This is a genomic window from Bradyrhizobium sp. CSA112, assembly GCF_029051645.1.
In the GTDB taxonomy this organism is placed as follows: domain Bacteria; phylum Pseudomonadota; class Alphaproteobacteria; order Rhizobiales; family Xanthobacteraceae; genus Bradyrhizobium.
The window spans coordinates 128,140-152,454 of the sequence record NZ_JAACFS010000007.1 but is presented as its reverse complement, the minus strand read 5'-3'; the positions used below and the strand labels follow the sequence as shown (position 1 = coordinate 152,454).

Below are 24,315 nucleotides of genomic sequence, written 5' to 3'. Positions count from 1 at the left end.
CGTTCGTTGCCGGCCCGGCACTTTCTCGCGCCGGATTTATTTCAAGATCTGACCGGACGGCCCCAGCCACGGAGCCAAAGTGCACCTGCGACAATTGCACCTGATACGATCGAGCCCGCGGCAACCGCGATGAATAGCTGCTGCAATCCTCCGCCAAGACCGGCAACAACGAACCAACCGATCCCGGCCGCAATCAACAGCCGGATGGTTCCGCCAGCAACCGGCCACATCACGCGGCCGGCGCCCTGACCGGCGAAATACAGCAGCATCCCGAGACCGGCTACGCCGTAGAAAGGCGCCACCGTCCGGAAATAGATCGAGCCGGCCGCAAGAACCTCGGGCTCGGTGCTGAACAGCATCAACCATGCCTGGGGAAACGCCGTTACAAAAAGTCCGAGCAATTCGGTAACGCCGGCAGCGAAGAACGCAGCGATCCACGCGATGCGTTCTGCGCGTTTGACCTGACCGGCCCCGATATTCACGCCAACCATCGTAAGCGCCGCGCTGCCAAACGCAAACAGGAGCGGGATCTGGATGTAATCGAGTCGGGACGCCATCCCGTATCCTGCGATGGCGTCGGCGCCGAACAGCCCGACCGCGCCAGTGATCAAAACGACAGTCAAGTTGGCCTGGATGGTGCCGATGGCTGACAATCCGCCGACATGAAGAATATCAGCGAGCAGCCGCCACTTGATGAGCCTTGCGTCGAACGGCAGGCGCAACGTGGCGCGCGCGGAGCGCAGGTAGACGATCAGCACGATCGACGCGACGAGATAGTAGACGACGATGGCGACGCCCGCTCCCGCCACGCCGAGCCGGGGAAAAGGACCCCAACCGAAAATCAGCGCCGGTGAAAGTGGCAGAAGCACGAAAACGCCCAGCAGAATAACGACCGCCGGCACAACGGTGTTGCCGGCACCGCGAAGGGCCGCCGCCAGAAGGCTGACGATCCAGACGAAAACCGCCCCGGAGAAAATGACGTGGCCGTATCCGAGCGCCGCATCGAGAGTCCCCGCTTGACCGCCAAGCGACCGATAGACGACCTCGCCGGCCAGCCATTCTGCGCCTGCAAAGATGATTCCGAAAGCAATGGCGAGAACGAGTGCGTTCAGTACGAGTGCCTCGGCTTCGGCCACTTTGCCGGCGCCCATCGCACGCGCAATTGACGATGCGACGCCGCCGCCGATGCCGCCATTGGACATCATCTGCATCAGCATGAAGACGGGAAACACCAGCGTGACGCCCGCCAGGGCTTCCGTACCGAGGAAGCTGACGAAATAGGTCTCCGCCACGCCGACAAGTGTTTGCACGACCAGGACGACTACGGTCGGCAGAGCGAGCTTCAGGAGCGTCGGCAGCACCGGGCCGTCGAGCATTGCCCTCTGTCCGACCTTCGCCGCTTCGCTTTCTTTCCGGCTGGCAGCCGCGCCGGCGGTCCCGGCCACCGGTTGCGGCAAGGACGGTTCAGAAGGTGTCAATGTTGTCATCAGCGGCTCGGCAGCGTTCGAATGAATTCCACCAGGGCGGCGTTGACCTCGTTCGGCCGCTCCTGCTGGGTCCAGTGGCCGCAACCGGGAAGCATCTGGATCTTGCGCAAGCCGGGAACGAAGGTCTTCATGTTTGCGAGCAACTGGTCCGTTCCGGGAAACGAGAGCAGGAAGTCGCGATCGCCAGCCATGTAGAGCGCCGGTACCGACACCTGCAGACCGGCCATCGCACCCGTGATTTCCCAGTTGCGATCGAGGTTGCGGTAGTAGTTGAGCGCTCCGCGGAAGCCGGTGCGCTTGAACTCCTCGCCGTAAAAGTCGATGTCGCTTTCTTCGATCCAGGATGGCAGGGTTTTGGGCGCGCCGGGTCCTTGCAGAAATCCGCCGCCCTTCGGCACCATACTGAGGTTTGGCGCGGGCCCGCCGGCAGCGACGGCCGCGCGGGCCGCAGCTACGCCGTCGCCGGATGCCCCGAACAGCATGTTGCGTATGGTCGCACGCGGATCGCGCCCCAGCTCCGCTTCCGCAGGCCCCGGCTCCTGGAAATAGAGCTGATAGAATTGCGCGTTCTCCGTGCGTGGCATGAGACTTGTCGGTGGCGCTTTACCGCGCGGCCGGAACGGCACGCTGAGCGCTGCGACCGCCCTGAAGCGGTCGGGTCGCATGAGAGCTGCTTGCCAGGCGATGCTGGCGCCCCAGTCGTGACCGACGATGACCGCGGCCGGCGCCCCGAGAGCATCGAGAATGCCCACCATGTCGCCGACGAGATGCAGGATTGTGTATTGGTCGATCGCCTGCGGCGCATCGCTCCTGCCGTAGCCGCGCAAGTCGGGGGCGACCACGCGGAAGCCGGCGGCGGCGAGCGCGTCGATCTGATGCCGCCAGGAGAACCAGGATTCAGGGAAGCCGTGCACCAGCAGCACCAGCGGCCCTTCGCCCTGCTCGGCAATGTTGATGTGGATCCCGTTGCATTCGACGATGCGTTGCGTTGGTGCGTTCATCTTTCCATCTCTCTGCGGAGTTGCCGCTGACGCGTTTGATGAGACCGCGTCTGGCGCAACTCGCAATGCGAGCGGCGCCAGGGCGGCCGCCAATAGCTGGCGTCTGTTCATCGTCTTCCCCTCCCGGACCAGGCCTACGCACTCGCCGCTGCCATGACCCGTCCTTTACTTTGCAGTTCGTTTTGGTACGATCCGGTACCAAGCGTCTCGAAATATGGTACCGACTAGTACCGAGTCAAGTAGAAAAGTGAGGCGATGAGTCCAAGGATGAAGCCACGCGACCAGGAAACCGATGGAGCGGCGGTCCGGAAGCGAATTGTGGGCGCCGCCTTTTCGGCGTTCATGGAGAACGGTTATGCGCAGACCAGCACGCTGGAGATTGCGACACGTGCCCGTGTTTCGAAACGCGAGCTTTATTCCCTGTTCGGCAACAAGGAAGCGATGCTGGTTGCCTGCATTACCGAGCGCGCGCAGCGACTGAAAGCGCCGGCCGATCTCCCCGAGCTGCGCGACAGGGAAGTCCTGGCCAACGTGCTAACCGCTTTTGGAACAAGGCTTCTGACTGAGACAACCGATCCGGCCGTTGTCGCTGTATTTCGGCTGGCGATATCCGAAACGGTGCACGCGCCAAAGGTTGCGCAGGCGCTGGTATCGATTGCGCGCAAGCCCACGCGTGAAGCATTGCGGGAGATTATGGCAAACGCCAAGTCAGCCGGGCTGTTCGATGGCGATCCTGCCGCGATGACCGAACAATTTTTGGGGCTGCTCTGGGGTGATCTGATGACCGGCCTGCTGCTTCAGGTGGCCGATCGCCCGAGCGCCGGCGAAATCGCGCGACGGGCCCACGAGGCGACGACAGGGCTCCTGCAGATCTATCCGAAAGCCGGGTAGAGACGCCTATTTTCGCCGATCGAAACTCATTAAACTATTTTGCCGGTTGCCGCGAAATAGCAGAGTCCGGCGATCGAGCGCCGGACTCCACCAGAGCATGACAGCGCCTTACTTCTTGTAGGCGGCGATCACGGCTTCACCATCGGCGCCGGCCTTCTTGAGCCAATCGGACGTCAACTGCTCCCCGATCTTCTCAAGGCCGGTCTTCAGCGCCGGCGGCGGCGGCAGCACCTTCATCTTGTTGGCGGCAAGCTGTTCGAGATACCACTTCGCCTTTTCTTCCGCGAGCTTCCAGCCGCGTTCTTCGGCGACCGCTGCCGCCTTGAGGATCGCTTCCTGGGTCGGCTTGTCGAGCGCGTCAAAAGCCGCCTTGTTCACGAAGGTGACGTTCTTCGGAATCCAGGCTTGCGCATCATAGAAATGCGTCATGGTTTCCCAGGCCTTGCTGTCGTAGCCGGTCGAGCCCGAGGTCATGAACGCGTTCACGACACCGGTCGCCAGCGCCTGCGGCAGTTCCGCCGCCTGGATGGTGACGGGCTGCGCGCCGACGAGTTCGGCGATGCGCGAGGTGCCGACATTATAGGCGCGCCACTTCAGGCCTTTCATATCCTCAATGGTGTTGAGGTCTTTCTTGGCATAAATGCCCTGCGGCCCCCACGGCACCGCGAAGAGCAGCAGAAGACCTTGCGATGCGAGCTTCTTTTCGATTGCGGGTTTCGACGCCTGCCACAGCTTCTTGGCCGCCGGGTAGCTCGTCGACAGGAACGGGATGACGTCGATTCCGAACATCGGATCTTCGTTCTCATGCAGCGAGATCAGAACCTCACCCGCCTGCGCCTGTCCGGTTGCGACCGCGCGCTTGATTTCCGGCGCCTTGAACAGGGATGCCGCTGGATGCACGGTGATCTGCAGCTTGCCGCCTGTGGCCTCGGCAACGTCCTTGGCGAATGCGATCAGATTCACCGAATGCGGATTGTCCGCCGGATAGGCCGCCGGGAGATTCCATTTTGTCTGCGCCATTGCAGGGCCGGCAAGCGCTGCGATGCAGGCGGCCATCGCGCACGTTCTAATAAGCTTTAACATGACTACACCTCTTTCTAGCCAGGAAACGCGATCCGCGGCAGCAGCATCACGATATCAGGAAATACCGTGATGATGGCAACCGCGGCAACGAGCAAAAAGAAGAACGGCAGGGCCGCCTTGGCGACCGTATTGGAATCCTTGCCGCTCATGGTCTGCAGGACGAACAGATTGAAGCCGACGGGCGGAGAGACTTCCGCCATTTCTACTACCAGCACCAGGAAAATGCCGAACCAGATGAGATCGAAGCCGGCCTGCTTCACCATCGGAATGACGATGGCGGTGGTCAGCACGATCATGGAAATGCCGTCGAGTGCCGCGCCGAGCACGATGTACATAACGGTGAGCGCCGCGATCAGCGCATAGGGGCTGAGCTGGAGGCCGTTCACCCAGTTCGCGAGCGCCATCGGGATGCCGGTATAGGCCATCGACGTGCCCATGTAGGAGGCGCCCGCCAGGATCAAGAGGATCATGCAATTGACCCGCGTCGCGCCCATGACGCTCGCCCAGAACGACTGCCAGGTCAACGCGCCTTGCCACCATGCGATTGCGAGCGCCCCCAACACGCCCCAGGCAGCGCATTCCGTCGCCGTCGCCCAGCCCATCAAGAGCGACAGAAAGACGAAAATGATCAGCAGCAGGCACGGAATGAGGTTGAGCGACTCGGCAATCCGCCTGCGAAGGCTCATGGACGGTTCGGCGGGCGGCGTGCGGTTCGGATTGGCGAGCGACCACACTGCGATGTAGCCGGAATAGAGCGCCATCACCAACATGCCCGGCAGAAACCCGGCGAGAAAAACCTGAATGATGGAAACGTTCGCCTGCACGGCGTAGACCACCATGGTGATCGACGGCGGGATGAGAATGCCGAGCGTACCCGCACCGGCCAGCGAGCCGAGGCTCAAGCTTTCGTCATAGCCGCGCTTCTTCAATTCCGGCAGGGCGATCTTGGCCACTGTGGCGCAGGTCGCGGCTGATGATCCCGACACCGAACCGAACACACCGCAGGCGAGCACATTGACGTGCATGAGCCGGCCCGGCAGCCAGTTCAGCCAGGGCGCAAATCCGCGAAACATCTCCTCCGATAGGCGCGTGCGGAAGAGAATTTCGCCCATCCAGATGAAGAGTGGCAACGCCGCGAGCGACCACGACGCGCTGTTGCCCCACACCGTTGTGGCAAGCACGCTGCCCGCCGGAATGGCGCCGCCGGCGAATTGCATGCCGGCCCATCCTGTCGCCATCAATGCGACGCCGATCCAGACGCCGGCGCCGAGCAGCAGCGCAAGAAATCCGAGCAGGATAGCGGCGATAGAGAGAAGCTCCACGTCAGACCCCGCTCTGCATGGCGCGCTCTACGATTTCCTGGGCGCTCTTCGGCTTTGGCAATTCGTAGCGCGGTGCGAAGCCGCGCAGGACATGGACCAGCTCATCCACGAAAGCGATGAAAAGAATCACGAGGCCGCCACTGTAGCCGAGTTGCGGAATCCACAGCGGCACCGCGATGACGCCTTGCGAAATGTCGGAAAATTTAAGCGATTGCCAGGTCATGATCGAAGCATGCCACGCGAAAAAGCCGATGAAGCCAACGCCGACCAGGAGCGCAGCGATCTCGACATAATGGCGGACGTTGTCGTTGAGGCGGTCGATCAAGAGGCCGACGCGGATCATCTCGCCGTGTTTGAACGTATGCGCGAGCCCGAGGAAGGCCGTCGCCGCCATGCACCACGAGATGAAATCATCGCCCGCCGGAATATTGACCCCAAGCGGCCGGCCGCCCGACAGCAGCAGCATCAGGACAAAAATCGCAATGAGGAAAAGTCCGGCGAGATAGCCGGAGAGAAGGTAGAGCCAATCAAGAAATACGCGGATCATGGTGTGTCTTTCCCCTCGCACGCATATTGCTCAGATGCAATAGACGTACCACTTCCCACTTCCGGTAACCGTTCCCCTTCTGAAATGGGCGTATCGATCCTGGCCCAGCGAAAGGATTACTGAAATCAGTCCCGAGGGAAACAGGTTTTCGGAGTTGCTCCGGACAGTCAAGGCGGGGGAGTCAAATCGCGCGACTACGCCACACCTGCCTCCGCCAAGGCTGACGGGATTGCTACCCCAGCATGCATGGCGAAGATCTCTCTAGCGACATGGGTCGTAAGGCGCCGGGGAAAGGGCAGCCGCGACCTCTATCGCTGCTTCAGAGACGACATTTTGGCAGCCGGATCCATGGCAGAATGGAACGAAGCGGAAATGGGTCGCTCCTTCACGCGCGACCAGTTCGCCCTCGCGGCGTGGCACGTTTCGGCAGATCGCCAATGCGCGCCTTGAGCCGTGGCACCGCGAAGTCCAGGAAGGCGCGCAACTTGACCGGCATAAAACGGTTGGGCGGATATACAAGGCTGACGGGTGTCGGTGGCGACTCAAAGTCTTGCAGCAGCAGCGCAAGCTCGCCGGATTTGACCGGTCCTGCCACCTGATAGGAGAACAGCGCTGCAATCCCCATACCCGCGCGCGCGGCTTCAAAGGTCGATTCAAGATTGCTCAATACGAGCCGCGACCGCACCGGCACAACATATTCGGCCTGGTCTCTCCTGAACGTCCATGTGGTTGGCGACAGGAGCGGTACGAAACTGATGCAATCGTGTTTGGAGAGGTCGTCGGGGGATTTGGGCATCCCGCGAGACTTCAGATAGGTTGGGCTCGCGCACAACACGCGCCAGATTTCGCCAATTCGGATGGCGATCAGGCTGCTGTCGGCGAGGGTCCCGATCCGAAGCGCGACATCGATATGCTCCTCCAGCAGGTTGACCGCCCGGTCGCGCAAGTCGAGGTGAACGTCCACCTCCGGAAACATTGCCACGAATTCTGCCAGCACCGGGATGAGGTGTAGTCGGCCAAACGCAAGCGGCGCCGACACGGTCAGTTCGCCGCGCGGCGTCGAGTATTCGCCGGAGGCGGCGCGTTCGGCCTCGGCTACATCGGCAAGGATTCGCTTTGCGGCCGCGATGTAGGAGAGACCTGCGTCCGTCGGGACAAGCGCGCGGCTCGATCGATTGAACAGCTTGGTGCGCAGGTGCGCTTCGAGCTCAGACACTTTTCGGCTCACGGTTGCCAGCGGCATTTTCTGCCGGCGAGCCGCAGCCGACAGGCTTCCGGCCTCCGCAACCGCCAACACAATCGACATGCCTTCGAGACGGTCCATCGGATGCTTCCATTTTTTGGAAGGATGCATCTCGATTTTGCCAGATACCCATCAATTCCGGAAGGGCTTATCCATCACCGCATAGCAACGAACCCGGCCAACCAACGGAGATGAACATGACCCAAGCCAAAGGCACCGCCCTTATCACCGGCGGATCCACCGGCATCGGTGCGATCTACGCCGATCGTCTGGCGAAGCGCGGCCACGACCTCATTCTTGTGGCGCGCAACAGGCAGCGGCTCGCATCGCTGGCGCGGCGGCTCGCCAACGAAACTGGCCGGAAAGTGGAGTCGGTCGAAGCCGATCTCACATCCCCGGCAGACCTGCAACGCGTCGAGGACATTCTTCGTACCGATGCCGGAATCTCCCTGCTGGTCAACAATGCAGGCGTCGGCGCTGCCGATCCGCTGCTCGTCTCCGACGTCGACAAGATGGAAGACATGATCCGCCTCAACGTCACCGCGCTGACGCGGCTGACCTATGCCGCGGTTCCGGGATTTGTCACCCGCGGCAACGGTACGATCATCAACATCGCCTCGATCGTCGCGATCGCGCCGGAGGTGCTGAACGGCGTCTATGGCGGCTCGAAAGCCTTCGTGCTCGCGTTCAGCCAGTCGCTTCTTCACGAACTCGCCGACAAGGGCATCCGCGTGCAGGCGGTGTTGCCGGGCGCCACGGCTACCGAATTCTGGGACGTCGCCGGCAAGCCGGTTCATCAGCTTCCGGCGCAGATCGTGATGTCGGCCGACGACATGGTCGATGCCGCGCTCGCCGGTCTCGACCTTGGCGAGACCGTGACCATCCCGTCGCTGGCGGACAAGTCCGAGTGGGATCGTCATGAGACGGCGCGCCTTGCGATGTCGAGCAAGCTCTCGAGCGCCATCCCGGCGCCTCGCTACAACTTGCACAAGCATGAAAGCGTGAGCGTCTAGGCGACGCCAACGCATCGCCTAGCCGCTAAGGCCCGCTGACGTACATCTCGGCATCCAGCCGGACGTGCCGAGACCGTCGAGTTGATGCTCGACGGCAATCCTTCACACGTCCGGTGGACAAGGAGAGGTACCATGAAAACGGAAGTTGCCATATCACGCATCGCCACCCAGGTCCCGACACAGATCCTGGCACTTCGCATAGTTTCCGAGTGGCGCGATCATGCCGAACGCCTGCTCGCCTACGCCGAGCCGGTTAGCCGAATAGGCCTCTACGTGTCGCTCGCGATCATCTACGCCTGGTTCGGCGGGATGAAGTTTACCGAATACGAGGCCAACGGGCTGGTGCCGCTGGTGGAGAACAGCCCGCTCGTGAGCTGGTTCTATGCTCTGTTTTCGGTCCGCGGCTTCTCCACCTTCCTCGGCTTCCTCGAACTCAGCATCGGGCTGCTGATCGCCCTCAGATTGGCGAACCCGATCTTTTCCGCAGCCGGCGGTTTTCTCTCGGCCGGACCCTTCGTCACGACCGTCAGCTTCATGATCTCGACGCCGGGCGTCGTCGTGCCGGAGCTCGGGCCGCCCGCGATCACGGTCGCGCCGGGTCAGTTCCTCCTGAAGGACGTCGGGCTGTTCGCCGCCTCGTTCTGGGTGTTCGTCGACTCGCTGAAAACCGTGGTTCGCAGGTGAGCAGGCTTTTTCCGGACTAGAGCATCAGCACCCATGCAAGCATGAAAATACGATCCATCTTCGGCGCGGCCTTTGCTGCCATTGCCATCGCCACGGCGGCGCCTGCCGCCGCCCATGGCATCGGCGAAACGGTCACGCCCCACTTCTCGCAGACAATACCCAATATCCCCGGCAAGTCACTGGTCGCGAGCTCCGCACCGCCTTCAGATCACTCCGGTCGGCACACTGATCGAGAACAGCACGAAAGGACACGTATCATGTCACAGCGTATGAACGATAACGCGATCGGCTTCTTGGAGATCGATAAGGATATCACGCTCAGAAGGATGGTGCTGCACAACCCGAGACCGAAAGGGACCGTTCTCTTCCTGCATGGGTTTCCAGAGACCCTGTACGCCTGGAAGGATATTTCGCTGGCTCTGGCCGATGATTTCGAAGTCCACGCCTTCGATTGGCCAGGCTATGGCCTTTCATCCAGGCCAACGGTCGACCGGTTCTCCTACGCGCCCAAAGATTACGCGCATGTCTTGAATCAATACATCGAGAAAGCAGGCATCGACACATCGAAGCTCACGATCTACGCAACTGATATCGGAGCCCTGCCGGCGCTCCTGCTGGCGCTGGATGAACCTGATATCGCAAGGACAATCATCGTTGGCGACTTCGCCCCGTTCAATAGGCCCCAGTACATGTATGAGAGCCTTCAAAACCTGAAGGCGGGGCCTGCTATGGATCAGGTTCGCGTCAACCTGAACAAGAATCGCGACGAGATCCTCGAGAACACCTTCACAAGGGGTCTACCCAAGGAAGCGCAATTCGAAGTTTCGCGGGAATTCAAGGACGACATGTCCCGCGGATGGAGCCACGGTGCGATGACGACAGCAGACGCTTTCTCCCACTACTATCAGCACTTTACGCGGGACCAAGATTACTTCGAATCGCAACTGCCCCGGCTTAAAACCCCGGTGCAGGTGGTTTGGGGCGAGAAAGACCTCTACATCAAGAAAGAGATGGGCGTAGAGCTCGCCGAAAGGGTCCACGTTGAACCCGCGCTTCTTCCCGGCATCGGGCACTATCCTCACCTCCAGGACCCGAAGCGGACCATCGATGAGGTTCGTGCTTCATTTCATTGAGTGCGCAAGGTCCATCGATGCACTTTGCTCCGATGGGCTTTGGAGCCAAGGAGGAGCCGTCAAAACGTCTCGGTAATCTTGCTCAGGCGAGGGGGGCGATCCGGATCAAATCCGTGGGCGCGTGCCGTCTGCTCGATCATCCGATAGGCCGGAACGAGCATGGTGATCGGGTCGGTGGCGGGATCATCCTCGGAAAGCCAGGGCAGCGAGCCATGCGGTCCTCCGCATAGATGCAGCGCGATTTTTTGCTCGCGCAATTCTTCTGCCAGCGCGTCCACCGTGGCCGCCGTTTCATCCATCAGGCGCATCATGACAACCGGCGTGCGCGATGACAACGCGGCGCGCGGCCCATGCTGCAGCTCGGCGGCGCTCACACCAATGGAAGGCAGGCGCAGGATTTCCGAAAGTTTGAGCGCGATCTCCCGCGCTGAGCCCAGGCCCAGGCCCCGCGCCGCCACAAACACAGCCGACGCCTTGGCAAGATCATCGGCAATCTCGGACCAATCGAGCGCCATCGCGCGGTGCAGGCGCGCGGGCAGCCTGTCGAGGGCTGACCGCAGCGCACGATCTTCCGCCAGCTCGGCAACAAGTCCGGCGCTGGCGGCCATCGAGCCGATCACGGTCTTGGTCGCCGCTACGGAGTGCTCTCTGCCGGCTTCGATCGGAACGACGAACTCCGCTTCGTCAGCCACGGGCGAGGGCGTCGCATTGACGATGGCGATGGTGCGGGCGCCCGCGGCGCGCGCCGACCTGGTCGCCGCGATAAGATCCGGGCTGCGCCCGGATTGCGAGATCACGATGAACAGCGCATGGCGCAGCATCAACGGCGTGCGAAATGCCGTGATCACCGAAGGAGCGCTGGCTGAAACGGGAAGGCGAAGCCGCGTCTCGACAAGGTATCTTAAGAAAACCCCGGCATGCCCGGAGCTTCCCCGGCCGCACACGACACACAGCGGGGCGGAGCCAATCCCGATTCGCTGTGCGATGTCGCGCGTGGCGGGGCGGCTACGAACAATTCTGGCGACAACGTCCGCGCTTTCCCCGATTTCGTTCGCCATCGCGGATGTCGTCACGGCTCGACCGCTCCGCCTTGCTTGCGCGGCGCCGCTTCCTTGGGATGCCGGTTGCGTTCCTTGACGAGCTCGGCAAACACGCGCCGAAGGTTGCCGTCACAGCTTTTCAGAATGGTCTCGGCATCAACCCTGTCGACGCCCAACGCCAGAAGGCCTGCCGTCTTGATGTCTCCCTCGGCCTGCTCAAGCCAACGTGCCGCGTGCGACGGATCACAGTGCGCGATTTGCGCCACCATGGCCTCGGCGCGGCGCTTCAGCTTGGCATTGGTCGGCTGCATGTTCACCATCATGCCGCGGTACACCCGGCCAAGGCGCAGCATGATTCCTGAGGAGATCAGGTTGAGCACGACCTTCTGCGCGGTGCCCGCCTTCATCCGCGTGGAGCCGGCGATCAGCTCGCGGCCGGTCTTGATCAAGATCGGAAACTTCGCCGACGCCAGCAGTGCGGTGCCGGGATTGTTGGCAACACCGATCGTCACGGCACCGAAAGAGCCTGCCTGCTGCAGCGCGGCGACCGTGAATGGCGTTGTCCCGCTGGCGGCAACGGCGATCACCACGTCGTGCGGTGTGAGCTGCGCGGCATTGATCTGCCTGACTGCATCGTCGACGTCATCCTCCGCACCCTCGATGCTGGTGACGAACGCCCTGTCTCCGCCGGCGACGATGAAGCGGACGCGCTCGCGCGGCCAGGCGAAGGTCGGCGTCAGCTCGGCGCCGTCCTGGACCGCCACGCGGCCCGAGGTGCCGGCGCCGACATACACAATGCGTCCGTGATCGCCCAGCGCCGCCTTGGCCGCTTCGGTCGCGGCAGTGATCGCGGGAAGGGCATGGCCGATCGCCGCGACTGCCGCAAGCTGGCCCTCCCACATCGCTTCCATCGCTGACGTCAGCGGCCATGCATCAAGATCGGCAAAGCGGGGATCGACTTCTTCGGTGGCCATATAGTTGATCCCTACGCTATCAAACGCGGAACTTTGAAACCTGTTCATGGTCGGTTTCTCTCTTGGGCAGGTCAAGCCGCCCTCGCGCCACCAGTAACGCGCCAGCCGCCGCATCGGCGTCAGGACATCTCAGGCGCGCGCGCAGGTCAGGCGTCAGCCAGGGCGTAATGGCATCCGCGAGCCCGCCTACCAGCGAGAGCCGGTCAATTCCTCTCGCTAGGAACAGATCGAGCAGATCACCAATGGCATCGGCCGCACGTTCGACAATGCGACGGCCGACTGGATCGCCCTGATTGGCGTGCCGCAACACGATCGGCGCGAACGCAGCGTAGTCTGCCGCCCTGGCTTCTTCGGACCATGCCACCGCCTGATAAGGATCATGATCGAATGCGCCCAGCACCTCTGAAAGCAATGGGGTCAGCTCGCTGCGGCGATCCGCGGCCCGCAGCGCCAGTCTAACCACCTGCAGGCCGATGTCGGCACCGCTGCCTTCATCCGACACCGGAAAGCCGTAACCGGCGAGACGGATTTCGCGGCCGTCGATCAGGCCGACACCCACCGAGCCTGTGCCGGCTACCACGATGGCCCCGTCCGCGCCGCTATGGGCGCCGAGACAGGCCGCCAGGCCGTCGCTGATGAAGATGACGGACGCAAAGGGATGCGCGATCTCGTTGAGCGCCGCTTCCGCGCCCCGGCGACCAAGCCCGGCAAGGCCAATTCCGGCGTGCATCCGCGCGAAATCCTCGCTGGTTAGTCCGGCCTGTGCGGCTGCCGCTTCAGTGGCCTCCATCATGGACCGCCAGGCCTTCTCGAGGCCAATCCGCGTCGTGGCAGGGCCCGAGCTCGCTGCACCGAGTACCCTGCCGTTTTCGTCCTCGATCCGGGCGCGGCATCGGGTTCCGCCGCCATCAATGCCGAGATACGTGGTACCCTTTGTTGCCATGGAAAGTTAACGCAAAGGTTTCGCTCCGGGTCCTCCGAAAGCTCCTTCATATACATATGAAGCCTTGTAGGTGACTCGCCTCACGAGTCCGTGACCGCCATTCTCGGATCAATACAGATGGGCCACGCTGGTTCTTCCTCTCTCACGATTACCGCGCAGCACATCTTTGATGGTGCCGACATGCGCGGGCCGGGGTCGGTCAGCATCTCGCAGGGGCGGATTGAAAGCGTCACCTTCGGCGAGGCGGAGGCGCCCGCTTCAATTCACCTTCCCGCAGACGCGATCCTCGCACCCGGATTCATCGACGTCCAGGTGAACGGAGGCGGGGGCGTTCTTCTCAACGACCAGCCAACGGAGACTGGCGTTCGGCGCATCGTTGAGGCGCACCGCAAGGCGGGAACCACGGGCTGCTTGCCGACCCTCATCACCGATCGCGGCGAGGTCATCGAGCGATTGGCTGCAGTCGCCCAGGATTGTCTGAAGATTCCCGGCGTTCTCGGCTTTCATCTGGAGGGACCGGCCCTCAACAGGTCGCGCAAGGGCATCCATCCGGAAGCCGAGATCCGCGTGCCCGATCGGCGCGATCTCGCCGCGATCAAAAGTTTTGCAGGCCGCGGCCGCTCCATTGTGACCTTGGCCCCGGAATGCGTGCCCGCGTCCATGATCGATGAACTGATCGGCGCCGGATTGCGTATCGCGGCCGGCCACAGCGACGCCACCGCAGCCGAAATCGGACAGGCGGTCGATCGCGGTGTCTTGGGGGTGACCCATCTGTTCAATGCCATGTCGCAGTTGAACGCACGGGAGCCGGGCCTGGTGGGAGCTGCGTTGGGGGATGACCGGCTGTTTGCAGGGATTATCTGCGACGGCATCCACGTTGACCGCGCCGGTTTGCGGGTTGCCTTCCGCTGCAAGGGACGCGATCGATTGATGCTGGTCACCGATGCCATGCCATTGGCGGGCACGAACGACCGGCAATTCATGCTGCAAGGAAGGCAGATCACGTTGCACGAAAATCGCCTGACTGGCCCCGATGGCACGCTCGCGGGCGCTCACCTCACCATGATCGAGGCGGTGCGCAACGCTGTTGCGCTGCTTGGAATCTCCCTTGTCGATGCCCTTATCATGGCCTCGCGGACGCCCGCGGCATTTCTGGGCCTTGAGTTCGAGCTTGGAGGGATCGCGCCCGGATACCGCGCGGACCTTGTCGCCTTCAATCCGAACTTTGAAGTCGTCGGCACATGGATAGGCGGTGCCGGTTCGATCGGCGAGGCGAGCGAGGCTTCTCATCGAGGTTAGATGCGCAACCATCCCATCATCGTGCAAAAATACGGCGGTGTCTGTCTCGAAACACCGGAGAAAATTCGCGCGGTTGCGCGCAGTCTCGCCGACCTGCATGGCCGTGGTCATCGTGTCGTGGCGATCGTCTCCGCCATGGGCAAGACCACCGATCAATTGATCCAAATGGCTTATCAGGTAAGTCCGACGCCCAATCGCCGTGAACTCGACATGCTGCTGACGACCGGTGAGCGCATCAGCATGTCCCTGATGAGCATGGCGCTTTCCGATCTCGGCGTGCCCGCGATCAGCTTCACCGGCAGCCAGGCCGGCGTGATGACCGACGACTCCCATTCCTCCGCACGCATTCTGGATGTACGGCCCATTCGCGTGCGTGAGGAACTTGATCGTGGGCGCGTTGTGGTGCTGGCGGGATTTCAGGGCGTGAACCCGGTGACCAGGGAAATCACGACGCTTGGCCGGGGCGGCAGCGACACCACGGCCGTTGCGATGGCCGCGGCGCTGAAGGCCGAACGCTGTGAAATCATCAAAGAGGTCGACGGAATCTGTTCGGCCGATCCGCGCATCGTGCCGGACGCAAAGCCCCTGCGGCGAGTGGACTTCGCATCCCTGTCCGAAATGTGCTTCTGGGGTGCAAAGATCCTGCATTTTCGCAGCGTAGAGCTGGCGCAAAGTCAGGATGTGCCCCTGGTTCTCAAGCAGTGGGGCGGCGTTAAACACAGCACGCAGGTGATGAAAGAGGTTGCAGGCATGGAAAACGGAAAAGTTCTGGCCGTCAACTCGATGGCTCGCATCGAGCATGTGGAAATCGATTCCAAAGATCTCAATCACGGTTTCGAGAAACTCGCGCAGCATCTCAAGCAAAACAGCCTGTCCTGGCCGCAGCTCCTTTCATCACAGTTCACCGTGGGAAAAACCAGCATGACCGTGGCCTGTGACACGGAGTGGCTCGACGCCCTGTTGCGCACGCTGGAGCAATGCTCGGATCTGCGCAGGCAGCGCGAGGCTTCAAGCTCGGTTACTCTCACCTGCTTCGGCGGCATTTCGTCGGAATTGCCGTTCAGGGCGTTGCAGGTTCTCGGACATCACGGGATTGTCCCCGACAAGTACGTGTTGTCGCCGCATTCGGTCAGTCTGTTTGTCCCCGTGGAGAACCGGGAGGCTGCGGTCAAGGCGTTGCATTCGCTTGTCCAGCAAACATAGCTGCGAGAAGCGGCGGGGAACGCTTCCGCTTGCGTTATTCGCGTGTTCCAACCCACAAATGGGCTGCCAAATCGAAAGGGCCGCCTCGCAGGTCGGCACTTTCGATATGCAATCGCCAGGGGTGGCTACGGTGCTAACCTGTGGTTGATGCGCAGGTGCAGAAAAATTTAGGCGTTCTTTTCCTGTTGATCTGGTAAACGAAACGATGGAGAATGTTTCTGCTCTCTTGAGAGGAATCTCGAGCACAACACTTCCAAGCTAATGCTTGAGGGGCCGAAATCCGGCAATCTCGGGTGGTCGGTCTCGCAGTGGCTCCGAGACGATCATGATGACGTTATCGCAGCTCTCTGACGGCAACGGAACCAGCGGGCTGTGCATGCGGGCCGTTGGTCTGATACGGGCGCGCCGCCTGATCCATGTCGCTCTGACTGGATCGTCATTGTTGCTCTTCGATATTGCCGCATTTGCTCAGACTCCGGCGAGCCCCCCTCCGGCCGTATCCGTCGTTGCGGTCAGCATGGAAGACGTCGCACAGAGCGTCGAGTTCATCGGCCGCGTCGAAGCCATACAGCAGGTCGACGTGCGAGCGCGCGTGCAAGGATTCCTGGAGAAAGTAGCATTTACGGAAGGGCAGGACGTCAAGGCGGACGATCTCCTTTTCACGATCGAGCGGGATCAATACGAGGCCGCGCTCCTGCAGGCCAACTCGCAGCAAGCCAGCGCGGAAGCGAACCTGCGAAATGCGCAAGTGACTCTGGAACGACGTCAGCAGCTCTACGACCGGGAGTCGGGAACCCGCGCTGACCTCGATCTGGCTATTGCCAATCGTGACACAGCGGCTGCCTCTGTCGAGTCTGCCAAGGCGGCAGTACGCACGGCCGAACTCAATCTGGGCTACACACGCATCGTCTCGCCGATCGCCGGCAGAATCGGAAAGCCGAGCCTCACAAGAGGCAATGTCGTCGGTCCCGATTCCGGTACGCTCGCACGGGTGGTTCAGCTTGATCCGATACGGGTCCTGTTTTCGATCAGCGAGCGAGACTTCATCAGCGTGGTCCAGCAAGACCGCGGAGCGGCGCTCGAGCAGATCAATGCGAGTTTCGTTCCTACACTCCGGCTGCCCAGCGGCACGGTTTACGCTGACCAGGGCAGGATTGATTTCGTCGGCAACGAGATCGACCAGGCGACCGGCACGTTGCCGGTTCGCGCAGCATTTGCCAATCCGGCCGGTTTGTTATTGCCCGGGGGAACGGTCTCGGTGCGGGTTCGGCCAGCGGAAGCCAAACGCATGCCGCTGGTGCCCGTGCAGGCGGTTCAGGAAAATCGACAGGGCAAGTTTGTTCTGGTCGTGGGTGCTGACAACCGCGTCGAGCAGCGTCCGGTCAAGGCTACCCAGCAAGTCGGCCAGAACTGGGCCGTCGATGACGGCCTGAAAGCTGGAGAAAGCGTGATCGTGGAGGGCCTGCAAAAGGTACGCCCAGGGGCACAGGTTCAGACCGTGCCTGCCGCTTCCGCCAACGTTCAATGACGCCATGTCCCACTTCTTCATCGACAGACCGAACTTCGCCATCGTCATTTCTATCGTGATGGTGCTGGCCGGACTGCTGGCGATGACCGTGATTCCGGTCGCTCAATACCCGGATATTACCCCTCCACAGGTTCAGGTGTCCGCCACCTATTCCGGCGCCAACGCACAGGATGTCGCCAATTCAGTGGCGGCGCCGGTCGAGGCTGAAGTCAATGGCGTCGACAACATGCTCTATATGGAATCGACCAGCTCGAATAATGGCATCTATTCGTTGTCCGTGAGTTTTGCTGTCGGCACCAATCCCGATATTGCGGCAGTGAATGTTCAGAACCGCGTCTCTCTCGCGCTCCCCCGGGTGCCCAGCGAGGTCACACAGCTCGGCATCTCGAGCAAGAAGAGATCGTCAAACATCCTGCTCGGCGTGAATATCTATTCCCCGAACGGGACACACGATGCCATCTTTCTTAGCAACTATGCCACGATCAATATCCGCGATGCTCTGGCGCGCGTGAACGGCGTCGGCGAGGCCACGGTTCTCGGCGCCCTCGACTACAGCATGCGGATGTGGATGGATCCGGTCCGGATGAACGCGCTTGGTATCACGAGCACGGACGTCACCACCGCGATCAGCCAGCAGAACCTGCAGGCGGCGGCCGGCCAGATCGGCAGCGCTCCCGTGGGTACGGACCAGCAGCAGCAGTTGACCATTGTCGCCAAAGGCCGCCTGCAAACACCGGCTGAATTCGAGAATATCATTGTGCGCACGAACCCTCAGGGGGCGGTCGTACGCATAAAGGACATCGCTCGCGTCGAGCTGGGAGCCGACAGCTACGATGTTCAGTCGAAACTCGGCGGGAAGCCCACGGCATTTGTGGTCATATACCAGGCGCCGGGCGCCAACGCATTGCAAGTCGCAAATGCGGTGCGCGCAGAGCTCGATCGCCTGTCGCAGCGGTTTCCGCCTGACGTCGTTCACAGCATCATCTTTGACACGACCGAATTCGTGTCAGCTACGATCGAAGAAATCCTGCACACGCTTGCGATCACGTTCGCGCTCGTCGTCGCCGTCGTCTATCTCTTCCTTCAGGGCTGGCGGGCAACGCTGATTCCGACGTTGACCATTCCGGTGTCATTGGTCGGCGTAATGGCCATTTTGTACGTCTTGGGTTATTCGGCCAACACGATCTCGCTCTTTGCGATCGTGCTGGCCATTACCCTCGTCGTCGATGACTCGATCGTCGTCGTCGAAAACGTGCAGCGCGTCATGGAAGAAGACCCCTCGCTTTCCGCGCGCGAGGCCACGCGCATCGCGATGGGGCAGATCACCGGTGCAATCATCGCCACCACTCTTGTTCTGGCCGCGATCTTCGTGCCCGTCGCGTTCCTGGGAGGCATTACCGGGCAGCTCTACCGGCAATTCTCCGTCACGATCGCTTTCTCCGTAGCCCTGTCTGGCGTGAACGCGCTGACCTTGAGTCCGGCGCTTTGTGCGCTGATCCTGCGCCGCCCCCGTCATGCCAGTCGCGGCCCGTTCGGACTGTTCAATCGGCTTCTGAGCGGCGTCCGCGACAGGTACGGATCCGTGGTGGGATGGCTCGGCGCGCGCCTGATCGTCATGTCCGTCTTGTTCCTCGGTGTTGGCGCGGGCGTATTCTTCGGGTTGACTCGGCTGCCGGGCGGTTTCCTCCCGGAAGAGGATCAAGGCTATTTCTTCGTCAACGTTCAATTGCCTGATGCGGCATCGCTCAATCGCACAGAGAGTGTGCTTGGTCAGGTGCGTGACCTGTTGAACGGATCGGAGAGCGTTAAAAACATCATCACCGTGGCCGGCTTCAGCCTGTTGAGCCAGGCACAGGCATCAAACACCGGCATGGCCATCGTGGTGCTCAAACCCTGGAGCGAGCGCACGCGCCCGGACCAAACCGTCCAAGGCATGATTGCAAGCCTGACGCCGCGCTTCGCGGCAGTTGCCGCAGCAAACATCATTGCGTTTAACCCGCCGTCCATTCCCGGGCTTGGTACGGCCGGCGGATTCGATATGCGACTGCAGGGCCTGGAAGGCCAGTCGCCGCAGGCAATGGTGGCAGCAGCCAATGGTTTTCTCTATGCAGCCAACCAGGCGCCCGAGATCGCGAGGGCCTACACCACCTTCTCGGCCAGCGTTCCGCAGATCCACGTGGATGTTGATCGGACCAAGAGCCAGTTGCTCAACGTCCCGGTATCGCAGGTTTTCGCGACCTTGCAGGCCCATTTGGGCTCGCAATATGTAAACGACTTCAATCTATCCAGCCGGGTCTATCGCGTCAGAGTGCAGGACGAGGGCAGGTTCCGCTACCGGCGCGATCAGATCAACGATCTCCACGTTCGAAGCACGACGGGAGAGATGGTGCCGCTTCGCACGCTCGTGACATTGACAACGACGTTCGGTCCGCAGCTTGTCACTCGGTTCAATCTATTCCCGTCCGTCACTATCAATGGCTCGGCGGCACCGAGCGCGAGTTCGGGGCAGGCGCTTTCCGCGATGGAGCGCGTCGCCGATAATGAGCTGCCGCAAGGTTTCGGCGTTGCCTGGTCTGGAATTTCATTCCAGGAAAAGCTCGTGAGCGGTCAGGCAGTGCTGGTCTACGCACTGGCTCTGCTGTTCGCCTATCTCTTCCTCGTGGCCCAGTACGAGAGCTGGTCGCTGCCGTTGTCGGTGGTTTTCTCGGTGTTGTTTGCCGTCGCCGGTGCCGTCCTCGCTCTCTGGATCGCTCGCCTTGACAACAACATCTATGCACAGATTGGGCTGGTCCTGCTGGTCGGCCTCGCCGCGAAGAATGCGATTCTGATCGTCGAGTTCGCCAAGGAGCAGCATGAAGCCGGCTTGTCTCCGCACGACGCGGCGATTGCCGGCGCCAAGCAGCGTTTTCGGCCGGTGCTGATGACCGCACTTGCATTCATCTTCGGCGTGTTGCCCCTCGTGGTCGCCACCGGCGCCGGTGCCGGCAGCAGGCGAGCGCTCGGCACACCGGTCTGGGGCGGCATGCTCGCAGCGACGTTCATCGGCATTATCTTCATTCCACCTCTCTATGTGCTGTTCGAGGCTTTGCGCGAACGTTTTGCTCGCAAACGGGCGCCGGAACTCGCGGCGTCGCCACCCGCCCAATAGCTTTGCTCTCTCCGACGGCGGCCCGCCGCCACCGCTTTACCGGCGGGGCAAGATTTCGACCACCGCTTGGCGACCGCAACAAAGTTCGGTTGCCGGACCACATTGCCTTCAGCGGTCGCGTGGCGAGCTGCACCGCCGGGTGCTTGTAGAGCGCGAGCTCGACCTCGATGCTGGAGATATTCTCGCCGCTCAGACGATGATGTCCTTTCGCGATTCATGATCTCCACGCAGCCGTTCGGATGCCCGTTGCACGACTGAAAATCAAATACGCAAAAGGCTCATGAGTTATGAGGGTCGTAGGCACCGCGGGCCTACACTCTCTTCTCCGGAATCATCTCGAACAACTCCGGGAATTCGCCTTGCCGACAGGTAAGCACGGATTGCATCGCTCTGGCGGAAGGCGCTCAACTCGCATAGGCTTCGTGCAGGTGGGTTGCCAGCTCGCCTGCTTTTCATGAGGGGAGAAATAACCAAAAGGGAGGAGCAACTGATGAGATACATTTCGCTTGCAAGAGCAGCCTTGGTTGCCGCGGCCGCCGTCACTTTGGGGCTCGCGGGTGCGGCGCACGCGCAGCAGGTTCGAACGCTAAAGATCCAGTCGGCAGTACCCCCGTCGTCCACGGCGCAGGATGCCCTAAAGTTCTTCGCTGACCGGGTGGACAAGTTGACGGCGGGCCAGCTCAAGATCGACGCCCTGCCGGGCGGCGCGATCGTCCCACCGTTCGAGATTCTCGATGCAGCGCACAAGAAGGTGATCGATGGCGCTTGGGGCATCTCCTACTGGTGGTTCGGCAAGAACAAGGCTGCGACCCTGTTTGCCAATACCCCTGCCGGCATTGCCGGCATGGATCCTGTCGACTTCATCGGCTGGGTCTATGAGGGCGGAGGCCTCGACCTCTGGAACGAGTTCTACCAGAAGGAGCTCAAGCTCAACCTGGTCGCGTTCCCCAGCATGCCGCCGAGCCCGCAGGCGCTCGGCTGGTTCAAGCGTCCGATCAAGGACCTCAACGACTTCCGGGGCATGAAGTGCCGCCAGACGGGCATCGTCGCCGAACTCTATTCCAAGATGGGCATGGCGGTGGTCAACATGCCGGGCGGCGAGATCCTGCCCGCGGCTGAGCGCGGCACGATCGATTGTGCCGAGTGGGTCGGCGGCGTCGAGGATCAGCGGCTCGGGCTGCACACCGTGTGGAAGTACCACTACACGCCTGGCATGCACGAGAGCGCGTCGGTGGCCGAGATGGCCTTCAACAAGGAGGTGTGGGACAGCCTGCCGGCCCAGAACCAGGAAGCCATCAGGTCGGCCCTTTCGGAAACGTTTCTCCGTTGGTGGGCAAGCTATCAGCGGCAGAATGCGGATGCGATTGCCGAATTCGCGGAGAAGCATAGCGTGAAGCTGCTGACCACGCCGCCCGAGATCAACCAGGCCTTCCTCAAGACCTGGGATGAATTCGCGGCTGCCGAGTCGGCCAAGAATCCCTTCTTCAAGAAGGTCTACGACTCTCAGAAAGCCTATGCCGCCAAAGTGGTGCCGGCCAAGCGCTTCATGTTCCCGCCCTACGCGTTTCAGGCGGACTACTACTGGCCGCCGAAGGAGGGTAAATAGCACCAGGGGACACCGACCGAAGGGCGGCGGCAACGCCGCCCTTCTAGCTACCGCACCACATGCGGCAGCCACAGCGCGATTTGCGGCCACACCAGCAGCAGGATGAGGGCGAAGACCTGGATTACCATGTAGTCGGCCATGCCCTTGTAGATCGTGCCGAGACTCCAATTAGGCACGACGTTGCGCAGATAGTAGGCCGACATGGCGACGGGCGGACTGAGATAAGCGGTCTGCATGTTGACGGCGGTGAGCGCGCCGAACCAGAGCAGCAGGTCGAGCTTGCCCAGACCCAGCTGGAGCTTTTCGACCACCGGCAGAGCGATCGGCAAGAACACCAGGATGATCACGGGCCATTCGAATGGCCATCCGAGCACGAAGAAAATCGCCATGATGAGGGCGAGCTTCCACCAGTCGCTTAGCGGAACCGCGAGCAGGAAATTGGTGATCAGATTGGCCGAGCCGAGCTTGGTGAAGACGGCGCCGAACACGGTTGAGGCCACTGCCAGGAACAGCACCATGGCGGAGGTCACCATCGTGCCGATGCCGGCGTTCGTGAGCGAGCGCACGTTGAGCCGGCGGTAGACCAGCGCCAGGATGGCGGCGCCGAAGGCCCCGCAGGAGGCGGCCTCGGTCGGCGTCGCCAGCCCGCCGACTATGGTGCCAAGCGTAAAGCCGATCAGTGCGCTCAGCGGTGCGATGCCCAGCACGACGGCGCGGAGATAGGCGTTGCGGACATAGGCCCACGCCGCCAGCAGCGTCGGCACCAGCGCAGCAACCGACACGTCGATCCGGCCGATCGTCACCGGGAGAGAGGGAACGCGGGCAACACCGAGCAGCAGATCGGCGAGCAGATAGACGAGCCCCACCAGACAGAGCAGCGCCAGCGCCAGTACCGGTATCCCCACTTTCTCGGTGGTCATCTCCCTGTAGGCGGCCTCGCGCTCCTCCATCGTCATGGCCGGGCCGAGCTCGGGGTTCAGGAAGCTTCGGGTCAGCGTGTAGGCGATGTAGCAGCCGGCGAGCAGAAAGCCCGGGCCGAACGCTGCCGAGTAGAGCAGGTTGACGGGAACGCCCATGACCGGGCCCATCACTACCAGCATGACGCTGGGCGGAACGAGAATTCCGAGTGTGCCGCCGGCGGCGATGGCGCCCGCGGACAGCCGGGCGTCGTAGCCGGTCTTGATCATCATCGGCGCGGCCATGATGCCGAGCACCGTGACAGCCGCGCCGACGATGCCCGTCGCCATGGCGAAGATGGTCGCGGTCAGGATCACCGCCAGATAGAGCGAGCCGCGTACCGGCGCGAGCAGGCTGCGCATGGCGCCGAACAGCCGCTCCATCAGCCCGGCCTGTTCGGTCATGTACCCCATGAAGATGAACAGCGGCACGGCCGGAAAGATCTCGTCCTTCATCGTGCCCCAGATCTGCAGGTAGCTCAGATTGAAGGTCTGCTCCCAGCCCAAGCCCAAGCCGCCGAAGATGATCGCGAGAAACAGCAGCGTGAAGGAGATCGGGAATCCGATGAAGATGACGGCGACCATGCAGAAGAGCATGATGAGGCCCAGAAGCTCCGAATAGCTCATGTTCAGACCTCGATCTTCTCGTGCCTGGTCAGGAATTCGCCGGTGCGCCACGCCCACAGGCTCTTCATGAGTTCCGAGACACCCTGCAGGGACAGCATGAAGGCGGTGAGCGGGATAACCCCGCGCAGCGGCCACAATATCGGCGTCCAGGCCCCGGAGCTCGAGCGCTCGTCGATCGAGATCGAGTAAAGGAAGTCATCGATCGAGATGTAGAACAGCACGGCCATTGCCGGCAGGAAGAACAGGATGAATGCGAGGCTGTCGATCATGCCCTTGGTTCGGTCCGAAAACCCTTCCCACAGCATGTCGGTGCGCACGTGAGCGCCCTTGAGAAGCGCCAGCGTCGATCCCAGCATGAAGAGCGCCGCATACGACATGGTCGTTACATCGAGCGCCCAGACGGTGGGGCTTCTGAGGAAATAGCGGGCGAAAACCTCGTAGACGTTGGCGAACACCAGGGGAATGATGAAGAGCACGAACAGATAGCCGGTCCATGTCGTGAACCTGTCGATGGCGCGGATGACCGCCAGATAAGGCCGCGGCGGCAATCGCCTTGGCAAAGTGGAGATACTGGTCATTGCAATATC

The 24,315-nt window shown here is 61.7% G+C and carries 20 protein-coding genes and 1 pseudogene; 10 read left to right on the top strand and 11 right to left on the bottom strand.

Going from position 1 to position 24,315, the window contains the following annotated elements; all coding sequences use genetic code 11:
• Positions 1 to 41 precede the first annotated feature (41 nt).
• Together GWE18_RS16310 and GWE18_RS16305 are read right to left on the bottom strand one after the other, a co-directional pair.
• Complete coding sequence (locus GWE18_RS16310) at positions 42 to 1,487, bottom strand: MATE family efflux transporter (RefSeq protein WP_275186712.1); 1,446 nt, start codon at positions 1,485 to 1,487, stop codon at positions 42 to 44.
• Positions 1,487 to 2,488 (bottom strand): alpha/beta hydrolase, encoded by a 1,002-nt coding sequence (locus GWE18_RS16305; RefSeq protein WP_275186711.1) that lies wholly within the window; start codon positions 2,486 to 2,488, stop codon positions 1,487 to 1,489. The genes GWE18_RS16310 and GWE18_RS16305 overlap by 1 nt, the downstream gene beginning before the upstream one ends.
• A 267-nt stretch (positions 2,489 to 2,755) precedes the next feature.
• Between GWE18_RS16305 and GWE18_RS16300 the strand changes: the two genes are divergently transcribed.
• On the top strand, positions 2,756 to 3,379 hold the full coding sequence (locus GWE18_RS16300; RefSeq protein ID WP_275186710.1) for a TetR/AcrR family transcriptional regulator: 624 nt from the start codon (positions 2,756 to 2,758) through the stop codon (positions 3,377 to 3,379).
• Positions 3,380 to 3,487: 108 nt separating this feature from the next.
• On the opposite strand, the gene GWE18_RS16295 is transcribed toward GWE18_RS16300, so the two are convergent.
• From GWE18_RS16295 to GWE18_RS16280, 4 genes are all read right to left on the bottom strand, one after another.
• Complete coding sequence (locus GWE18_RS16295; protein ID WP_275186709.1) at positions 3,488 to 4,462, bottom strand: TRAP transporter substrate-binding protein; 975 nt, start codon at positions 4,460 to 4,462, stop codon at positions 3,488 to 3,490.
• A 14-nt stretch (positions 4,463 to 4,476) separates the two neighbouring features.
• Positions 4,477 to 5,784, bottom strand: coding sequence for a TRAP transporter large permease subunit (locus GWE18_RS16290; protein WP_275186708.1), 1,308 nt, complete (start codon positions 5,782 to 5,784; stop codon positions 4,477 to 4,479).
• A 1-nt stretch (position 5,785) separates the two neighbouring features.
• A complete protein-coding gene (locus tag GWE18_RS16285) occupies positions 5,786 to 6,331 on the bottom strand; it encodes a TRAP transporter small permease (protein ID WP_275186707.1) in 546 nt (181 codons plus the stop codon).
• A gap of 385 nt (positions 6,332 to 6,716) precedes the next feature.
• On the bottom strand, positions 6,717 to 7,655 hold the full coding sequence (locus GWE18_RS16280) for a LysR family transcriptional regulator (RefSeq protein ID WP_275186706.1): 939 nt from the start codon (positions 7,653 to 7,655) through the stop codon (positions 6,717 to 6,719).
• Between the two features lie 116 nt (positions 7,656 to 7,771).
• On the opposite strand from GWE18_RS16280, the gene GWE18_RS16275 reads away from it, so the two are divergent.
• The 4 genes and pseudogenes from GWE18_RS16275 (at position 7,772) to GWE18_RS16260 (ending at position 10,404) form a co-directional block, all read left to right on the top strand.
• Positions 7,772 to 8,587: an SDR family oxidoreductase gene (locus GWE18_RS16275; RefSeq protein ID WP_275186705.1), complete on the top strand. Its 816-nt coding sequence runs from the start codon at positions 7,772 to 7,774 to the stop codon at positions 8,585 to 8,587.
• Between the two features lie 132 nt (positions 8,588 to 8,719).
• A complete protein-coding gene (locus GWE18_RS16270; protein ID WP_275186704.1) occupies positions 8,720 to 9,271 on the top strand; it encodes a DUF417 family protein in 552 nt (183 codons plus the stop codon).
• Between the two features lie 41 nt (positions 9,272 to 9,312).
• Positions 9,313 to 9,459: pseudogene (locus GWE18_RS16265) on the top strand (cupin domain-containing protein); the annotation flags it as partial.
• Between the two features lie 69 nt (positions 9,460 to 9,528).
• A complete protein-coding gene (locus GWE18_RS16260) occupies positions 9,529 to 10,404 on the top strand; it encodes an alpha/beta hydrolase (RefSeq protein WP_275186799.1) in 876 nt (291 codons plus the stop codon).
• A gap of 59 nt (positions 10,405 to 10,463) precedes the next feature.
• On the opposite strand, the gene GWE18_RS16255 is transcribed toward GWE18_RS16260, so the two are convergent.
• The 3 genes from GWE18_RS16255 to GWE18_RS16245 are packed head-to-tail and all read right to left on the bottom strand — an operon-like array spanning position 10,464 to position 13,361.
• On the bottom strand, positions 10,464 to 11,462 hold the full coding sequence (locus GWE18_RS16255; protein WP_275186703.1) for an SIS domain-containing protein: 999 nt from the start codon (positions 11,460 to 11,462) through the stop codon (positions 10,464 to 10,466).
• A gap of 11 nt (positions 11,463 to 11,473) precedes the next feature.
• Complete coding sequence (locus GWE18_RS16250; protein ID WP_275186702.1) at positions 11,474 to 12,418, bottom strand: N-acetylmuramic acid 6-phosphate etherase; 945 nt, start codon at positions 12,416 to 12,418, stop codon at positions 11,474 to 11,476.
• Positions 12,419 to 12,437: 19 nt separating this feature from the next.
• Positions 12,438 to 13,361 (bottom strand): BadF/BadG/BcrA/BcrD ATPase family protein, encoded by a 924-nt coding sequence (locus GWE18_RS16245; protein WP_275186701.1) that lies wholly within the window; start codon positions 13,359 to 13,361, stop codon positions 12,438 to 12,440.
• 117 nt (positions 13,362 to 13,478) lie between these two features.
• Between GWE18_RS16245 and nagA the strand changes: the two genes are divergently transcribed.
• The 5 genes from nagA (at position 13,479) to GWE18_RS16220 (ending at position 22,145) form a co-directional block, all read left to right on the top strand.
• A complete protein-coding gene (gene nagA / locus GWE18_RS16240; RefSeq protein ID WP_275186700.1) occupies positions 13,479 to 14,660 on the top strand; it encodes an N-acetylglucosamine-6-phosphate deacetylase in 1,182 nt (393 codons plus the stop codon).
• Positions 14,661 to 15,863, top strand: coding sequence for an aspartate kinase (locus GWE18_RS16235; RefSeq protein WP_275186699.1), 1,203 nt, complete (start codon positions 14,661 to 14,663; stop codon positions 15,861 to 15,863). It begins immediately after the preceding gene.
• A gap of 442 nt (positions 15,864 to 16,305) precedes the next feature.
• Positions 16,306 to 17,391 (top strand): efflux RND transporter periplasmic adaptor subunit, encoded by a 1,086-nt coding sequence (locus GWE18_RS16230; protein ID WP_275186698.1) that lies wholly within the window; start codon positions 16,306 to 16,308, stop codon positions 17,389 to 17,391.
• Between the two features lie 4 nt (positions 17,392 to 17,395).
• Positions 17,396 to 20,539, top strand: a complete 3,144-nt coding sequence (locus GWE18_RS16225) for a multidrug efflux RND transporter permease subunit (protein ID WP_275186697.1) — start codon at positions 17,396 to 17,398, stop codon at positions 20,537 to 20,539.
• Between the two features lie 490 nt (positions 20,540 to 21,029).
• Positions 21,030 to 22,145 (top strand): TRAP transporter substrate-binding protein, encoded by a 1,116-nt coding sequence (locus tag GWE18_RS16220; protein ID WP_275186696.1) that lies wholly within the window; start codon positions 21,030 to 21,032, stop codon positions 22,143 to 22,145.
• 47 nt (positions 22,146 to 22,192) lie between these two features.
• Here the strand turns inward: GWE18_RS16220 and GWE18_RS16215 are convergent, their stop codons facing one another.
• Complete coding sequence (locus GWE18_RS16215; protein ID WP_275186695.1) at positions 22,193 to 23,728, bottom strand: TRAP transporter large permease subunit; 1,536 nt, start codon at positions 23,726 to 23,728, stop codon at positions 22,193 to 22,195.
• Between the two features lie 2 nt (positions 23,729 to 23,730).
• Positions 23,731 to 24,306, bottom strand: coding sequence for a TRAP transporter small permease subunit (locus GWE18_RS16210; protein ID WP_275186694.1), 576 nt, complete (start codon positions 24,304 to 24,306; stop codon positions 23,731 to 23,733).
• Positions 24,307 to 24,315: the final 9 nt, after the last annotated feature.

Coding starts and splice junctions, on each gene's coding strand:
- GWE18_RS16250 (WP_275186702.1), bottom strand. CDS start 12,418: ATGGCCACCGAAGAAGTCGATCCCCGCTTTGCCGATCTTGATGCATGG.
- GWE18_RS16305 (WP_275186711.1), bottom strand. CDS start 2,488: ATGAACGCACCAACGCAACGCATCGTCGAATGCAACGGGATCCACATC.
- GWE18_RS16260 (WP_275186799.1), top strand. CDS start 9,529: ATGTCACAGCGTATGAACGATAACGCGATCGGCTTCTTGGAGATCGAT.
- GWE18_RS16280 (WP_275186706.1), bottom strand. CDS start 7,655: ATGGACCGTCTCGAAGGCATGTCGATTGTGTTGGCGGTTGCGGAGGCC.
- GWE18_RS16220 (WP_275186696.1), top strand. CDS start 21,030: ATGAGATACATTTCGCTTGCAAGAGCAGCCTTGGTTGCCGCGGCCGCC.
- GWE18_RS16270 (WP_275186704.1), top strand. CDS start 8,720: ATGAAAACGGAAGTTGCCATATCACGCATCGCCACCCAGGTCCCGACA.
- GWE18_RS16235 (WP_275186699.1), top strand. CDS start 14,661: ATGCGCAACCATCCCATCATCGTGCAAAAATACGGCGGTGTCTGTCTC.
- GWE18_RS16215 (WP_275186695.1), bottom strand. CDS start 23,728: ATGAGCTATTCGGAGCTTCTGGGCCTCATCATGCTCTTCTGCATGGTC.
- GWE18_RS16295 (WP_275186709.1), bottom strand. CDS start 4,462: ATGTTAAAGCTTATTAGAACGTGCGCGATGGCCGCCTGCATCGCAGCG.
- GWE18_RS16275 (WP_275186705.1), top strand. CDS start 7,772: ATGACCCAAGCCAAAGGCACCGCCCTTATCACCGGCGGATCCACCGGC.
- GWE18_RS16245 (WP_275186701.1), bottom strand. CDS start 13,361: ATGGCAACAAAGGGTACCACGTATCTCGGCATTGATGGCGGCGGAACC.
- nagA (WP_275186700.1), top strand. CDS start 13,479: ATGGGCCACGCTGGTTCTTCCTCTCTCACGATTACCGCGCAGCACATC.
- GWE18_RS16310 (WP_275186712.1), bottom strand. CDS start 1,487: ATGACAACATTGACACCTTCTGAACCGTCCTTGCCGCAACCGGTGGCC.
- GWE18_RS16210 (WP_275186694.1), bottom strand. CDS start 24,306: ATGACCAGTATCTCCACTTTGCCAAGGCGATTGCCGCCGCGGCCTTAT.
- GWE18_RS16225 (WP_275186697.1), top strand. CDS start 17,396: ATGTCCCACTTCTTCATCGACAGACCGAACTTCGCCATCGTCATTTCT.
- GWE18_RS16300 (WP_275186710.1), top strand. CDS start 2,756: ATGAAGCCACGCGACCAGGAAACCGATGGAGCGGCGGTCCGGAAGCGA.
- GWE18_RS16255 (WP_275186703.1), bottom strand. CDS start 11,462: ATGGCGAACGAAATCGGGGAAAGCGCGGACGTTGTCGCCAGAATTGTT.
- GWE18_RS16285 (WP_275186707.1), bottom strand. CDS start 6,331: ATGATCCGCGTATTTCTTGATTGGCTCTACCTTCTCTCCGGCTATCTC.